The organism is Nonomuraea sp. NPDC048892 (genome assembly GCF_040649735.1).
In the GTDB taxonomy this organism is placed as follows: domain Bacteria; phylum Actinomycetota; class Actinomycetes; order Streptosporangiales; family Streptosporangiaceae; genus Nonomuraea; species Nonomuraea maheshkhaliensis.
Genome location: NZ_JBEZFZ010000005.1, coordinates 23,434 through 37,693, shown reverse-complemented (window position 1 = coordinate 37,693; position 14,260 = coordinate 23,434). Strand labels below are relative to the sequence as shown.

The 14,260-nt window shown below is 71.4% G+C and carries 13 protein-coding genes; 4 read left to right on the top strand and 9 right to left on the bottom strand.

The window, feature by feature from the left end; translation table 11 throughout:
• Nucleotides 1-7: 7 nt before the first annotated feature.
• Genes AB0C28_RS17595 through AB0C28_RS17570 form a run of 6 tightly spaced genes read right to left on the bottom strand, consistent with a single transcriptional unit; the run spans nucleotide 8 to nucleotide 8,144 of the window.
• The gene (locus AB0C28_RS17595) at nucleotides 8-1,723 is read right to left on the bottom strand and encodes an IlvD/Edd family dehydratase (RefSeq protein WP_357862365.1); all 1,716 of its coding nucleotides are present in this window, start codon (nucleotides 1,721-1,723) and stop codon (nucleotides 8-10) included.
• The gene (locus tag AB0C28_RS17590; RefSeq protein ID WP_358075559.1) at nucleotides 1,716-2,909 is read right to left on the bottom strand and encodes a carboxymuconolactone decarboxylase family protein; all 1,194 of its coding nucleotides are present in this window, start codon (nucleotides 2,907-2,909) and stop codon (nucleotides 1,716-1,718) included. Before AB0C28_RS17590 ends, AB0C28_RS17595 begins: the two co-directional genes overlap by 8 nt.
• 39 nt (nucleotides 2,910-2,948) lie before the next feature.
• Complete coding sequence (locus AB0C28_RS17585; RefSeq protein ID WP_358075556.1) at nucleotides 2,949-4,508, bottom strand: acetolactate synthase large subunit; 1,560 nt, start codon at nucleotides 4,506-4,508, stop codon at nucleotides 2,949-2,951.
• Nucleotides 4,509-5,945 carry an FAD-linked oxidase C-terminal domain-containing protein gene (locus AB0C28_RS17580; RefSeq protein ID WP_358075553.1) on the bottom strand — a complete coding sequence of 479 codons (1,437 nt, stop codon included), beginning with the start codon at nucleotides 5,943-5,945 and terminating at the stop codon, nucleotides 4,509-4,511.
• The gene (locus tag AB0C28_RS17575; RefSeq protein WP_357862357.1) at nucleotides 5,942-6,796 is read right to left on the bottom strand and encodes a fumarylacetoacetate hydrolase family protein; all 855 of its coding nucleotides are present in this window, start codon (nucleotides 6,794-6,796) and stop codon (nucleotides 5,942-5,944) included. Before AB0C28_RS17575 ends, AB0C28_RS17580 begins: the two co-directional genes overlap by 4 nt.
• Before the next feature lie 43 nt (nucleotides 6,797-6,839).
• Nucleotides 6,840-8,144, bottom strand: coding sequence for a citrate:proton symporter (locus AB0C28_RS17570; RefSeq protein WP_357862356.1), 1,305 nt, complete (start codon nucleotides 8,142-8,144; stop codon nucleotides 6,840-6,842).
• Nucleotides 8,145-8,384: 240 nt separating this feature from the next.
• On the opposite strand from AB0C28_RS17570, the gene AB0C28_RS17565 reads away from it, so the two are divergent.
• The 3 genes from AB0C28_RS17565 (at nucleotide 8,385) to AB0C28_RS17555 (ending at nucleotide 10,722) form a co-directional block, all read left to right on the top strand.
• A complete protein-coding gene (locus AB0C28_RS17565; RefSeq protein ID WP_358075550.1) occupies nucleotides 8,385-9,308 on the top strand; it encodes a LysR family transcriptional regulator in 924 nt (307 codons plus the stop codon).
• 95 nt (nucleotides 9,309-9,403) lie between these two features.
• A complete protein-coding gene (locus tag AB0C28_RS17560) occupies nucleotides 9,404-10,456 on the top strand; it encodes a phosphoglycerate dehydrogenase (protein ID WP_358075547.1) in 1,053 nt (350 codons plus the stop codon).
• Nucleotides 10,457-10,599: 143 nt separating this feature from the next.
• On the top strand, nucleotides 10,600-10,722 hold the full coding sequence (locus tag AB0C28_RS17555) for a hypothetical protein (protein WP_358075544.1): 123 nt from the start codon (nucleotides 10,600-10,602) through the stop codon (nucleotides 10,720-10,722).
• A 61-nt stretch (nucleotides 10,723-10,783) separates the two neighbouring features.
• Here the strand turns inward: AB0C28_RS17555 and AB0C28_RS17550 are convergent, their stop codons facing one another.
• The gene (locus AB0C28_RS17550; RefSeq protein WP_358075541.1) at nucleotides 10,784-11,146 is read right to left on the bottom strand and encodes a gamma-glutamylcyclotransferase family protein; all 363 of its coding nucleotides are present in this window, start codon (nucleotides 11,144-11,146) and stop codon (nucleotides 10,784-10,786) included.
• Nucleotides 11,147-11,153: 7 nt separating this feature from the next.
• On the bottom strand, nucleotides 11,154-11,528 hold the full coding sequence (locus tag AB0C28_RS17545) for a tetratricopeptide repeat protein (RefSeq protein WP_358075538.1): 375 nt from the start codon (nucleotides 11,526-11,528) through the stop codon (nucleotides 11,154-11,156).
• Between AB0C28_RS17545 and AB0C28_RS17540 the strand changes: the two genes are divergently transcribed.
• Entirely contained in the window at nucleotides 11,520-11,804 is a 285-nt protein-coding gene (locus tag AB0C28_RS17540; protein ID WP_358075536.1) for a hypothetical protein, read from the top strand. The two genes, AB0C28_RS17545 and AB0C28_RS17540, sit on opposite strands and share 9 nt — an antisense overlap.
• A gap of 167 nt (nucleotides 11,805-11,971) precedes the next feature.
• Here the strand turns inward: AB0C28_RS17540 and AB0C28_RS17535 are convergent, their stop codons facing one another.
• A complete protein-coding gene (locus AB0C28_RS17535; RefSeq protein ID WP_358075533.1) occupies nucleotides 11,972-13,651 on the bottom strand; it encodes a transposase in 1,680 nt (559 codons plus the stop codon).
• Nucleotides 13,652-14,260 lie beyond the last annotated feature (609 nt).

The window sequence follows — 14,260 nt, the reverse complement described above, 5'->3', positions numbered from 1 at the left end:
CGGCTGATCAGTGCTGGTTGGGTGGGACGTCGCTGCCGGTCATGCCGACCAGGAAGTCCAGGTCGCAGCCGTCGTGAGCCTGGTTCACGGTGTCGGCGTAGAGCTTGGCGTAGCCGCGGGTCGCCTTCGGCTCGGTCGCGGGCCGTTCCCCGAGTCGCCGCGTCAGCTCCTCGTCGGCGACCAGGAGTTCGAGCCGGCGGGCGGCGACGTCGAGCTCGATGAGGTCGCCGTCGCGGACGACGCCCAGCAGCCCGCCGGCCGCCGCCTCCGGCGAGATGTGCAGGACGACGGCGCCGAAGGAGGTGCCGCTCATGCGCGCGTCGGAGATCCGGACCATGTCCTTGACCCCCTGGGCCAGGAGCTTGGCCGGGATCGGGATCATCCCCAGCTCCGGCATGCCGGGAAAGCCCCTGGGCCCGCAGTTCTTGAGCACCAGGACGCAGTCCGCGTCCACGTCGAGGGCGGGGTCGTCGATACGGGCGTTGAGATCGTCCTGGTTCTCGAACACGACGGCCCTGCCCCGGTGCTTGAGCAGGCGCGGTTCCGCCGCGGACGGCTTGATCACCGCACCGTCGGGGCAGAGGTTCCCGCGCAGCACCGCGATCCCGGAATGGGCCTTGAACGGCTCGTCCAGCCGGAAGATGACCTCGCGGTTGTGGCACGCCGCCTCTGCGTTGTTCTCCGCGAGGCTCCTGCCGGTCACGGTCAGGGCGTCGCCGTCGAGCAGCCCGCCCTCGCACAGCTCCCTGATGACCGCGGGCAACCCGCCGGCCTCGTGGAAGTCCTGCATCAGGTACGCACCGGACGGCTGGATGTTGACCAGGGTGGGGATGTCGCGGCCGATCGTGTGCCAGTCCTCGATGTCCAGCGGGACCTCCATGCGCCGGGCGATGGCGGTCAGGTGGATGACGGCGTTGGTCGAGCCGCCGATCGCCGCGTTCACCTTGATCGCGTTCTCGAAGGCCCGCCTGGTCAGCACCTGGTCAAGGGTGAGGTTCTCGCGCACCATGCCGACGATGCGGCGGCCCGCCATCCGCGCGAGCACCCGGCGGCGCGCGTCCACCGCGGGGATCGTGGCGTTGTCGGGCAGGCCGACGCCCAGCGCCTCCACCATCGCCGCCATGGTCGAGCCGGTGCCCATCACGTTGCAGACGCCGACGGTGCGGTTGAGGCAGGATTCGGCCTCCTCCACGTCGGCGCTGGTCGCGCGGCCTGCCCGCAGGTCGGCGCCGAGGTTCCAGGCGTCCTTGATGCCGAAGGGCCGGCCGCGGAAGCTGCCGTTGAGCATCGGCCCGGCCGACACCCCGATCGTGGGCAGGTTCACGCTGGCGGCGCCCATCATCAGGCCGGGCGTGGTCTTGTCGCAGCCCATCATCAGCACGACGCCGTCGAGCGGATTGGCGCGCAGCGTCTCCTCGACGTCCATGCTGGCCAGGTTGCGCAGCAGCATGGCGGTGGGACGGGTCAGCGTCTCCCCCGTCGAGATGACGGGGAACTCCATGGGGACGCCGCCGGCCTCCAGGATGCCCTCGCGGACGTGCTGGGCCAGCTCGCGGAAGTGCGAGTTGCACGAGGTGAGGTCGGACCAGGTGTTGCAGATGCCGATGACCGGGCGGCCGTCGAAGTGGTCCGCCGGCACGCCGCGGCTGCGTACCCAGCTCCTGTGGGTGAACCCCTTCGCGCCCGTGCCGCCGAACCAGTCCTGTGATCGCAGCTCAGCCACGGCTCCTCCGCTGCTGTCCGTCGCGGAAGCGGTCGAGCTCGGGCAGGTAGCCGAGCGCGCCGTCCTCCAGGGTCGTCCCGAACGTGCGCGCCACGCAGGACTGCAGCACGTAGAGGCCGTAGACCAGCATCAGGTCCGTGATCCCCTCGGGGCCGAACCGGTCGAACTCCTTCCAGTTCGCGTCCGAGAGGCGGTTGCCGTGGTACATCTCGTCCACGGCGCCGACCACCACCCGGTCGAAGTCCTTCAGCGACGCACTGCGCGGGCCCTCGGCCACGCCGGCCAGGTCCTCGTCGGTCACGCCCAGCGCCAGGCACGCCTTGCGGTGCTGCGACCACAGGTACTCGCTGTCGCACAGCCAGACGGTGCGCATGGAGGCGAGCTGCCACACCCGCGGCGGCAGGCACGTGTCGTCGATCGCGCGCTTGCCGAACGGCGCCATCGACCGGAGGAACTCCGGGTAGTTGATCATGGCTTTCTGCAGCTTGGAGGTGGTCGGCTTGCCGCGCCGGCCCATCCGGTTCGTCTGCTCGACCTGCTGGGGGCTCAGCAGCGCGTAGTCGGCCTCGAAGACGCGCTTCGGCGCCTCGCGCGGAGCCGCCAGCCCCGTGCCGGCCGTGACGCTCGCGTCCCAGGGCACGTCCCACCCGTCGAGGCCGTCCTCCAACCGCACGCCCATGCTGTTGACCGCGGCCGAGAGTGTGACGAGGAAGCCGTAGGTCGTCATGAGGTCCATGACCGCGTTCGGGCCGAGCCGGCCCACGCGGTACCACTTCTCCTCGCTCAGGTAGTGCGTCTCGTGCAGCTCGTCGATCGCTTCGACGACGTGGCGCTCGATGCTGTTCAGGACGGCATGGTCGCCGGTGGCGACCGCGCGGAGCTCGGGGCCGGTGATCCCGAGCGCGCCGCCCTCCGCGCGCAGGTGCGCCCAGAGGTATTCGGCTCCGCACAGCCAGGCCGTACGCAGCGACGCCAGGACGGACAGGCGCCTCGGCAGGTCACCGGTCAGCGTGACCCTGGTGCCGATCCGGCCGATGGAGCGGGCGAACTCGGGATAGTGGAGGAAGGTCCGCATCATCGCGGAGGCGCCCTCTTCGCCGTACGGGCCCAGCTTGATCCGGACCTGCTGCTGCCTGGGTGAGAGGTCGGCGAAGTCCACCGGGCGGACACGCGTCGGGTAGGTCATGTTCTGTCGTTCTCCTGGGTCGAAGGGGTCCGTCCGGCCTCACAGCAGGGGCGGCACGATCGCGTCGATGAGGTGGGGGCCGGGCTCGGCCAGCGCGTGCCGGAACTGCTCGGCCAGCTCCTCGGCGGTCGTCGCCCGGGTCGCGGGCACGCCCATCCCCTCGGCGATCCGGACGAAGTCGATGTCGGGGCGGGAGAGGTCGAGCAGGTCACCGGCCTTGGGGCCGTGCCCCTCGACGCCGACGCGCAGCAGTTCCAGGCGCAGGATCGCGTACGCGCGGTTGTTCAGCAGCACCGTGGTGACGTCGAGGTGCTCCCTGGCCTGGGTCCACAGCGCCGAGATCGTGTAGAGCGCGCTGCCGTCGGCCTGGAGGTTGATCACCGGCCGGTCGGGGGCGGCGACGGCGGCGCCGGTGGCGACCGGCATGCCGTAGCCGATCGCACCGCCGGTCAGCGTCAGCAGGTCGTGCCGTGGGGCGCCGGCGGTGGCGCGCGGCAGCGACAGTCCCGAGGTGTTCGACTCGTCCGCTACGATCGCGCGCTCGGGCAGCAGCGCGCCGATCACGTCGGCCCAGTTCTGCCCGGTCAGCGGCCCGGACGACAGCTCGGGCCTGGCCGCCTCCTGGAGCACCGGTTCGGTGGCCGGCGCGACCAGGTCCGCCAGGTCCTCCAAGGCCTGCGGCACGTCGTCGCCGCCGTCGGCCAGGAAGTGCACCTGGGCCCCCTCCGGGACCAGGTCGCTCGGCCGGTCCGGGTAGGCGAAGAACGACACCGGCGGCTTGGCCCCGGCGACGATCAGGTGCCTGATCCCGGCGAGTTGCTGGACGGCCGACTCGGTGAGGTAGGCGAGCCGCTCGACGGCCGGCAGTCCCGCGCCGCGTTCCATGCGCGCGGGGAACGTCTCGGCGAGCGCCTTCGCCCCGGTCGCGGCGGCGATCCGGCTCGTCGCGCGCAGCCCGGCCGCGCGGCAGGCCCTGCCGCCGATGAGCAGGGCGGCCGGCTCGCCGCCGGTCAGCACGCCGGCGATCCGCCGTACGGTGGCCGCGCCGACCTGCCGGGGCTTTCTGGGCTCGACGGGAGCGGCAATCACGCCGCCCTCACTCCATGAGGCGTCGGCCGGCAGGATCAGCGTGGCGATCTGGCCTGGCGGATCCTGGGCGGCGGCGACCGCGGCGGCGGCGTCGGCGCCGACCTCAGCGGCCCGCTCCGACCTGCGGACCCAGCCGTTGAGGCTGCCGGCGACGGCCTCGATGTCCGATTCGAGCGGGGCGTCGTACTGCTTGTGGTAGGTCGCGTGGTCGCCGACCACGTTGACGATCGGCGAGTGCGCGCGGCGTGCGTTGTGCAGGTTGGCCAGCCCGTTGCCGAGGCCGGGCCCCAGGTGCAGCAGCGTCGCGGCCGGCTTGCCCGCGATCCTGGCGTAGCCGTCCGCGGCGCCGGTGACGACGCCTTCGAACAGCCCCAGCACCGCCCGCATTTCAGGAACGCCGTCCAGCGCGGCCACGAAGTGCATCTCCGACGTGCCCGGGTTGGCGAAGCAGACCTCCACCCCGGCGTCAGTGAGCGTACGGATCAGCGCGTGCGCGCCGTTCGTCCCCATTCACACCTCCACGGCGGGGAGAATGCCCGGGTTGAGGATGCCGGCGGGGTCGAAGCTCGCCTTGATCCGGCGCATCAGCGCGATCTTCGCCGGGTCCTCCAGCTCCAGGAAGTACCCGGACCTGGTCTGCCCGATGCCGTGCTCGCCGGAGATCGCCCCGCCCAGCTCCATGCCCAGCGCGAAGATCTCGGTCAGCAGCCGCCCTCGCTTCTCCTCGTCCGGGCAGAACAGGCCGAGGTGCACGTTGCCGTCCCCAGCATGGCCGCACCCGGCCACGACGGCGTCGCGCGAGCGCACGAGCTCCTCGGTCCTGCGCAGGAACTCGGGCATCGCGGCGCGCGGCACCACGACGTCGATGATGTCGTCCACGCCGAGCGCCTTGGCCGTCCAGAACGACTTCTCGCGGGCCTCGACGAGCTTGGCGGCGGCGGTGCCTTCGAGCACGTACGCGTCCATCGCCCCCACGTCGAGCAGCAGGCCGCCGAGCTCCATGACGTCGGCCTGCACGCGGTCCTTGTCGCGGCTCTCCAGCGCCACCATCAGGTAGGCGGCGGCCGAGTCCCTGACGGCGTCGCGGATGCCGAGGTCGAGGTCCAGATGGTCGCCGATCGCGCGCAGGGTCCGGTCGTCGATGTATTCGAGGATGTGCGGAGTCAGCCCGCTGCCGATGACCTTGACGACGCTGCGCAGCACCTCGTCCACGCTCGTGAACGGGGCCAGCACGGTCGCGCCGTACGGCATCCGGGGATGCAGCTTCACGGTGACCTCGGTGACGAGGGCGAGGCTGCCTTCTGAGCCGATGATCAGCTGGGTCAGGTCGTACCCGGACGAGATCTTGGCGAGCTTGCCGCCGGTCCTGATGATCTCGCCGGTCGGCAGGACCGCCTGGAGTCCCACGACGTTGTGCCGGGTCACCCCGTACTTGACGGCGCGCATCCCGCCCGCGTTCGTCCCGACGTTGCCGCCGACGGTCGCGCTCAGCTCGCCCGGGTAGACGGTGTAGCCGAGCCCGGTGGCGGCGGTCCGCTCGTCCAGGTCGGCGAGCGTGATGCCCGGCTGCACCACGGCGACGTGGTTGTCGGCGTCGATCTCCAGGACGGCGTTCATGCGCTCGAACGAGATCACCAGCCCGCCCGGCCTGGGCCGGGCCGCGCCCGAGAGCCCGGTCGCCGAACCGCGCGCGGTGACCGGGACGCCGTGCTCCCCCGCGCAGACGAGCAGCGCCGCGACCTCCTCCGCGCTCCGCGGCCGCGCGACGTAGGCGGGCCGCTGGGGAACGGCGGTCAGGGCCTCGTCGTGCCCGTAGTCCGGCGGGATCGTCTCGCCGACGAGGAGATTCGCGTCCCCGACGATCTTCGCGAACCGCGCGGCGACGTCGCTCACCAACGGTCCTTCCTCTCTGTAGTCGTCGAACACGTGGGCCTCGGGTTGTGTCATTCGGCCGGCTCCTGGACGACCGGGTTGGTCAGCGTGCCGATCCGCTCGATCTCGACCGTGCAGACGTCGCCGGGCCGCAGCCAGACCTGCGGGTCGCGGAAGGCGCCGATGCCGTCGGGGGTGCCGGTGACGATGACGTCGCCCGGCGCCAGGGTCATCGCCTCGGACAGGACGGCGATCAGCTCGGCCACTCCGAAGATCATGTCCTCGGTGTCGGCGTCCTGCATGACCTCGCCGTTCAGGATGGTCCTGATGCGCAGCCCGCGGCAGCCGTCGGGCAGTTCGTCGGGCGTCACCAGCTCGGGGCCGAACGCGCCGGTGGCGTCGAACGCCTTGCCCATCGTCCATTGCTGCGACTTCGTCTGGAAATCCCGGACCGAGCCGTCGTTGAAGAGGGAGTAGCCGGCCACGTGGCCGAGCGCGTCGTGCCGGGCGATGTGGCGTCCGCCCTTGCCGATCACCACGGCGAGCTCGCATTCGTAGTCGAGCAGCGCGGACGCGTTCGGCCGGACCAGCGGCGCGCCGTGCGCGACGAGGCCGTTGGCGAACCTGGCGAACACCGCCGGATAGTCCGGCACCTCGAATCCGCTCTCCTGCGTGTGGGAGCGGTAGTTCAGCCCGATGCAGAGGATCTTCTCCGGCCGGGTGACCGGCGGCAGCAGGGTGACGTCGGTCAGCGCGAACTCGGGTGCGCCCTGGAGCAGCTTGGCCAGGTCCGCGAGCCCGGACTCCTGACCGAGGAACGACCTCAGGTCACCGCCGAGCTGGGATACCGGTAGTCCCCGGTACCCTCCCTCGGACTTGATCCCGACGCCCTGCTCGGCCGCGGCTGAGTAACTGATGAAACGCACTGTCTGCTCCTGGAATCTGGCTGGTCGATGGCGTTCTGCGGGCTCAAACGGCGTAGATCGCGCCGGTGACCGTGGCCGCGGCGATGGCCGCCAGGGTGATGGCGACGGACCACTTCAAGGCGAAGCGCTGCAGCGAACCGAAGTCCGTACGCAGGAGGGAGGCGACGAGGTAGATCGGCGCGCTCAGCGGGCTCAGCGTGTGCAGGAAGATCCCGGGCAGCACGGAGTGCGCGATCACCTCGGGCGGGATCCCGTACGCCGACCCCGTCTCCGCGAGGACCGGCACGACGCCGAAGTAGAAGCTGTCGTTCGACAGGATGAACAGCAGCGGCCCCGAGATCAGCGCCGTGACGAAGGCGAAACCGCCGCCCCACGCCTGCGGCAGGTGGGCGACGAGCGCGTCCGACATCGCCTTGACCATCCCGCTCTCGTTGAGCACTCCGGAGAAGGCGCCGGCCGCGAGGATGAGCGAGATCACCATGACGACGGTCCCCGCGTGCGGCTTCAGCTTCTCGTTCTGCACGCGCAGGCTGGGCCAGTTGACGGTGACGGCGAGCGAGAACGCGATCATGGCCAGGGCCGGCAGGGGCAGCAGCTCGATGCCCATGCTGACGATGAAGGCGATCGTCAGCAGGAAGTTGAACCAGACGTTCTTCGTCGGGATCGGGGTGCGGGTCTTGCTCACGCCGGACTCGTCGCCCTCGTCCGCGAGGGCCGCCGCTTCGGCCTTGCGCGCGGCGAGCTTGCTCCGCTCGCCTCGTCCCACGACGTACGCGAAGACGAGCGCGGCGGCGAGGGTGAGCACGAGCGCCGGCAGCATGGGCAGCACCACGTCGGCGACCTCGATGTCCAGCGAGACCGCCATCCGCGCGGCCGGGCCGCCCCACGGCATCCAGTTGAGCGTGGGGCAGATGATGCCGAGCAGCATCGCGATGATCAGCGGATTGATGCCGACCTGGCGGTAGATGGGATACATCGAGGTGATGACGACGAAGGCGGCCGTGGAGCCGTCACCGTCGAGGCCGATGCAGATGATGAGGATGGCGGTGCCGAGCACGATCCGGACCGGATCCTCGCCGACGATCGCCAGGATCTTGCGGATGAGCGGCTCGAACAGGCCGCACTCCGTCATCACGAGGAAGTACAGGAGGGCGAACGTCAGCAGCACCGCGGTGGGGGCGGTGTCGACGACCCCCGACACCATCATCTCCCCCAGCTTCCCGCCGAACCCGCCGAGCAGGCCGAACACCGTGGGGATGAGAATGAGACCGGCGACCGCCGAGATCCTCTTGGTCATCACTAAGACCGTGAACAGGCAGATGGACCCGAAGCCCAGCGCAGCCAGCATGTCCGCTTCCTTCCAGCTTTGACGGACCCCGTCGGCCTTTCCCCTGGTCACAGGCTAGGTCGGGGCGAAAGGGCGGCTCATCACACGAGCCGGGGACTCTCGTCCCCTGATCGGGGGACTCACGCACGGACGCGGCGATGCTAGGTGGGACTCTCCGCCGCCGAAGGCGGGCTGTAAGGGGCTGAAAGGGCGCTCAAGGGGGCTCAAGGGGAAGGTAGGCTTTCGCGCCAGGAAAGACGCGTGGCGGAGGTCGGGGCCGTGCCGGAGTCTGTCGACGACCTGAGGTTCTTCACGGTCGTGGCCGCGAGCGAGACGCTGACGGCGGCCGCCCGCGGGCTGGGGTGCTCCCTTCCCGTGGTGAGCAAGCGGCTCGCGGCGATGGAGCAGCGCCTCGGCGTGCGCCTCGTCCGGCGTGGCACCCGCAGACTGGTGCTCACCTCCGAGGGAGCCGCGCTCGCGAAGGGCATCGGCCCAATCCTCGCCGACGTGCAGCGGCTGGAGGAGGAGATCTCCGGCGCCTCGGGCGACCTGCGCGGGACGCTCGTCGTGGAGTCGTCGCTCGGCATCGGGCGGGCGCACATCGGCCCGCTGCTCGGCGAGTTCGGCGCGCGGCATCCGCAGCTCGGCATCCAGCTCACCACGACGCCCCTGCCGGTCAGCCCGCACCGGCGCGACTTCGACGTGGCGATCCACGTGGGCCCGCTGCACGACTCGACCCTGCGGATGCGGCGGCTCGCGGAGAACCGGCGCGTGGTGTGCGCGTCCCCCGCCTACGTCCGTGAGCACGGCGAGCCGGGAACGCCGCACGAGCTGGCCGGCCACAACTGCATCCTGCTCCGTGAGAACCAGGGCGACTACGCGCTGTGGCGCTTCGGCGAGGGCGCGGACGAGTTCCGGGTCCGGGTCGCCGGCGCGCTGTCCAGCGACGACGGCGACGTGGTGACCGGCTGGGCGCTGGAGGGCCGCGGGCTCATCATGCGTTCCACCTGGCAGGTCGCCCCCTTGCTGAAGGACGGGCGGCTCGTCCAGGTGCTGGCGGACGTGCCCACGCCGCCCGCCGACGTGTACGCGCTGCACGCCCACACCGACCACGTGCCCGCCCGGGTGACGGCGGTCCTGAACTTCTTGGGCGAGCGGCTGCCCGAGCGGCTGGCCTCGGCGTGAAAGGTCACCTTTCGCCGCCGGGGGTTATCCCGCCGGGGTGAGCGCCGTTACGGTGCTGGGCGTACCACCCCGACGGAGAAGTGAGCGCTCGGCCGATGTCCCTCATCCTCATCACCACCGACTACCTCCGGCCCGGCGACCCGGTCGACGTGTACCTGAAGGAGCACGGTCACGAGACGGTGCACGCGCCGCTGCGGGGGCGCCGCGACCGCGACGAGCTGGTCCGGCTGCTCGACGGTGTCGAGGGCGCGCTCATCGCCAACGAGCCCATGACGGCCGACGTCCTCGCCGCGGCGCCGGCCCTGAAGGCCGTGGTGCGGTCGGGTGTGGGGTACGACTCCGTTGACGTCGCCGCCGCCTCCGAGCTGGGGATCCTGGTCAGCAACCTGCCGGGGATCAACGCGAACGCCGTCGCCGAGTTCACGGTGGGCGCGATCCTGGCGGCGTCGCGGCGCCTGGTCGAGCTGGCCGCGGGCGTCGCCGGGGGCGGCTGGCCCCGTACGGACGGGCACGAGCTGCGGGGCTCGACCCTCGGGCTGATCGGGTTCGGCGCGGCGGCCCGCGCCGTGGTGCCGCTGGCCCGCGCGTTCGGGATGACCGTGCTCTGCCGCACCGCCCTCGCGCCCGCCGTTGAACCCGCCGTCGTCCCGCCCGCCGCCGGCTCGCCCGCCGTCGCGTCCGGCCCCGGCTCGCCCGCCGCCGACGTGGAGTTCGTGGACCTCGACACCCTGCTCACCCGCTCGGACGTCGTCTCCGTCCACACCGCCCTGACCCCCGCCACCCGCCACCTCATCGACGCCAGGGCACTGAGCCTGATGAAGTCGACCGCGCTGCTCGTCAACACCGCGCGCGGCGCGATCGTGGACGAGAACGCCCTGGCCGCGGCCGTCCGCGACGGGGTCATCGCCGGGGCCGCCCTCGACGTGTGCGAGGTCGAGCCGCTGCCGGCCGACAGCGTGCTGCGCGGCGTCCAGGGCATCACGGTGTACTCGCACATGGCCGGCCAGACGGTGGAGGCCCGCGAAGCCGCCGGGCGGGAGGGCGCGATCGAGCTCGTCAACGCCCTCGCCGGCCGGCCCGCGTACCGCGTCAACGACCCCTCGGTACACCGGTTCCGCGTCGCACTGGACGCCCGAGTGACGCCTTGACGTTCTCATCGTGAGACGGCTCATCGTGAGACGACTCATCGTGAGACGGCGGTGATGTGGCGGTGTGGCGAGACTCCGCTGATTTCCAGACCTCTTCCGGCTGTGCCGGCCACAGCGCCCCCATCGGGCAGGGAATTGTCGGTATGGCCTTCCCGTCTCAGGAGCATCAGCCCTTCGCTCATCTGAGCGTGCCCAACGTGGCCTTCTACCGGGAGCCCCTCCGCGCGTTCGCGCGCGCGAAGGAACGCTTCATCGTGCGTCCCTGACGCCCGAGACCCAGGAAACGCCCTCGGCCGGCTGGAAGGCGGTACGGGCCGGACGGCACGGTCACGTGCCGGCCGGGCGGTGGTGGGCCGCGTACACCCAGCCCCGCAGGCCGGAGGCGAGCGGCACCAGGGCCCGCTCGTAGTCGTCGACCTCGTAGGCGTCGGCCGCGGTGAGCTCGTCCTCGGTGACGCGCAGCGCCGCACCCTCCACGACGTCGGCCGGATCGCCGGTGGCTTCGAGGATCGGATGGTGCGTGGCGCCGCTGACCTCGACGACGTGCGGATCGGTGATCTCCAGCAGCGACAGCCGGTAGCCGGGCAGACGATCGGGCGTGCCCGACAGCTCGCGTCCGAACACCGCCAGCTGCACCTCGCGCTGACGCAGCGTGCCGTAGGAGAACAGCACCACGGACTGATCGGCCATACGGCCATCATTTCGCACCGTCACCGGCCGATCGCGGCCGGGGTGCCGCTCGGGCGGCGACCCGGCGCAGGTTGTCTCGGACGGTACGGGTCGTCGGGTGGTCGGCGCCGAGCACCCGTTCGCGGTCGGCCAGCGTGCGCTCGTGCAACGGGATGGCCCGGCCCAGGTCACCGGCCGACTGGTAAGCGTGCGCGAGGTTGTTGCGCGAGATCAGCGTCGAGGGGTGGTCGGCGCCCAGCGCTCCCTCCAGGTCGGCCAGCCAGGCCGTGGCCCGCTCGGCGAGGGCCTCCGAGGGGAGGGCCGCGGCCAGCTCCAGCTGCAGCGCGGCGGCGAGGGCCGCCAGCCCCGCCCGCACCCCGGCGGGGTGTCGGCGGTGATCCACCACACCGGGTTGAACGCCCCGGCCTGTCCGGCGGCGTACCGGGCGGCCAGGGTGGACTTGCCGATGCCGCCCAGCCCGTGCACGGCGGCCACCACCGCCGGCCGGCAGGCGGACAGGGTCGTCCGCAGGGCCGCCGGCTCCTCGTCACGTCCGACGAACAACTGCTGGCGCCCGGGGACGTTCACGGTCGTCGGCGGCGCGTCGACCTCGGTGACCGGCCGGAGCGCCGTGGCGGGCAGCACCGTCTCGTGGACGGTCAGGTCACGCCCGGCCTGATAGACCCGGCCGTGTCCGGACGCAGTGCCGATCTGCTGGACGTGGGGCGCGCGGCCGGCCGATCGGGCTCGCCTTCCGTCCCCTTCCCCGGCGTCGGCTTCGGCATGGCTCCAGAGTGCCCCCGGGAAGGGCCGGGCGGAACCATGGTGACGAACGCGTTACCGGGCTCAGCATCCCGCCGGCGTCATCTCGATGATCCGCGGCGGCGGGGTCAGCAGCAGCGCGGCCAGCAGATCGTGCTGCTTCTCGGTCATCTCCGTACGCTGCCGCAGCGTGCAGGTACGGGCGGCGAAGGTGCCGAGCTTGATCCGGTCGAGCTCGCGCCGCAGCCGCGCCCACGACAGCCCGGTGCGGAACTCGGCGACGGGGACCAGGAGCAGGCTGAGCCAGGTGAGCGGCAGGTGCCTGCGGACGCTCGGCTCGCCCCGGTCGCACAGCCGGGACACGCCCGTGAGCAGGTCGCGCCAGCCGCGTTCGAAGGTGAGCAGCCGCATGTAGCCGAGCGCGATGTCCTCGACCGGGAGTCCGGGGTCGGTGGTGCGGACGAGGTACTTGCCGTCGAGGTTCTCCTCGGCTCTGACGGCCTTGGCGTCGATGCGCAACAACCCGCCCGGCGTCATCCGCAAATATCGGCTCATGTGTGGATCTGCTGAGATCCGCTGGTGCAGGGCGGCCCGCTCGGCGGAGGGCAGCCGGTCCGTGCCGTCGATCAGCCCGGTGAGCTCCTCCAGCAGCCCGGCGCGCGTCTCGGCGTCCCGCCGGGCGGTCAGGGCGTCACAGCAGATCACGAAGCGTTCGTCCGCGGCGATGTGGACCTCCTTGACCCGCAGGTTCGCCGCGACGCGGTGGTAGCGACCCTGACGGGACAGCGCGGCGTCGGCCTCGGCCGATCCTGAGCGCAGCTTCGCGCCGACGATGTCGTGGTGGCCCTCGTCCTGTCGCGGGAGGCGCCGGTCGCCGTCGTCCGGGCAGGCCCGGTCGGCCGTCCAGATGACGCGGGACAGGGCCCAGCCCTTCATGTCCTCCTTGGCCCGCCCGATCATGACCTCGTCGGGCGTGCGGCCGGGCCAGCGCCAGACCCTGAGCGGGATGCCGCCACGCGTGACGGCCAGCCCGACCATGGTCCGGCCGTCCGCGTCGGGGTCCGGGGGCGGGCCGAAGGCGGGCCGACCGGTCGCGGCGGCGTCCAGGAGCGGCTCGTACGCGTCCGAGTCGAGGCCGGTCACCCTCTGAATGGGTTCGGGACCGGAGGACGGGGACTCGAAGAACAGCAGGTCGGCCTCGTGGTCGAGGTGGTGGGCCAGCTCGCGCGAGACCTCCTCCTGGAGGCTGCCGGAGATCTCGCACAACCAGTCGGTCACCTTCCGGCACGCCTCTTCGGTGATGCCAGGCAGCCCGTCCACGAAGACGTCCTCGTTCACCCAGCGGGCGACCTCGCCGGGCGGGTCCGCCCAGCCGGTCAGGGCCCGGTTGGCGACCAGGGCGAACAGCACCCGCTCCGCCGACGGGTCCAGCCCGCCGTTCACGCACATGCGCCGGAACGTCTTGTCGATCCCCAGCTGCTGCCACAGCGCGTCCAGCACCCACACGCCACCGAACGGCCGCGAGTCCACGAACTCCAGCCCGTCGGCGGTGACGTCAAGGATCTGCTCTGGTCCGAGTTCTTTGATCACCGAGGCGGCCAGTCTTACGAGGGCCTGCCGGTTCGTGGCGTCGTCGCGGCCGAAGTTGTAGATGACCTGCACCTTCGACCGTTTCGTGGCCGCGTCCCACTCGTTGTGCGCCAACTGCAGGTAGCGGACCACGGAACCGTCCTTGTTCCGCCGGCGGGTCGACCGCAAGTACATGGAGCCGACGGTAGTCCCGCACGCTACAAAAAACGTACAAGTGATCCTTCCGCTCATGAACTCTTGGGGCCGCTTCGCCGCTGAACACCCGGTGCGGACCGAGATGTGAGCGGAAACCGCTCACGCCTCCCTGGCCCGCCACTCACCGTGTGTGATCATGCGGGCCGCCAGGCGAGAACTCCGGCGCGATCGTCCGGGCCATGACCGCCGCGCGCCCCGACGGAGGGGCAGGTCAGGGCTTCGTGCGACGGAAGTAGCTCAAAGATCAACAAGCGTGTATCTAGGTTGTGCGGCTGCCGCCCGCGCCCGGCGGCGGCTGAGCAGGGGATTCGCCGCGACCGGAGTCGCCTCGCCCTCTTGACACCCCATCAGGAGCGCGCCCCTACCGAAGGAAATACCGCCCATATACTTTGACAACGCCGATGACTCAAAGCCTTGGCATACTGGTGAACCCTGTGGATGATGAGGGCTTATGAGCTTCTGGCCCCTTAGGCGGCCCACCGGGTCGGCCGCCTCCTCCCGCCTCTCCGCGATCGGCCGCTGGCAGTCTGTCGAATGATCCGGGCCGGGACTCCGGCCGGCGGGCCGGAACGGGCCTTCTCCCTCGCG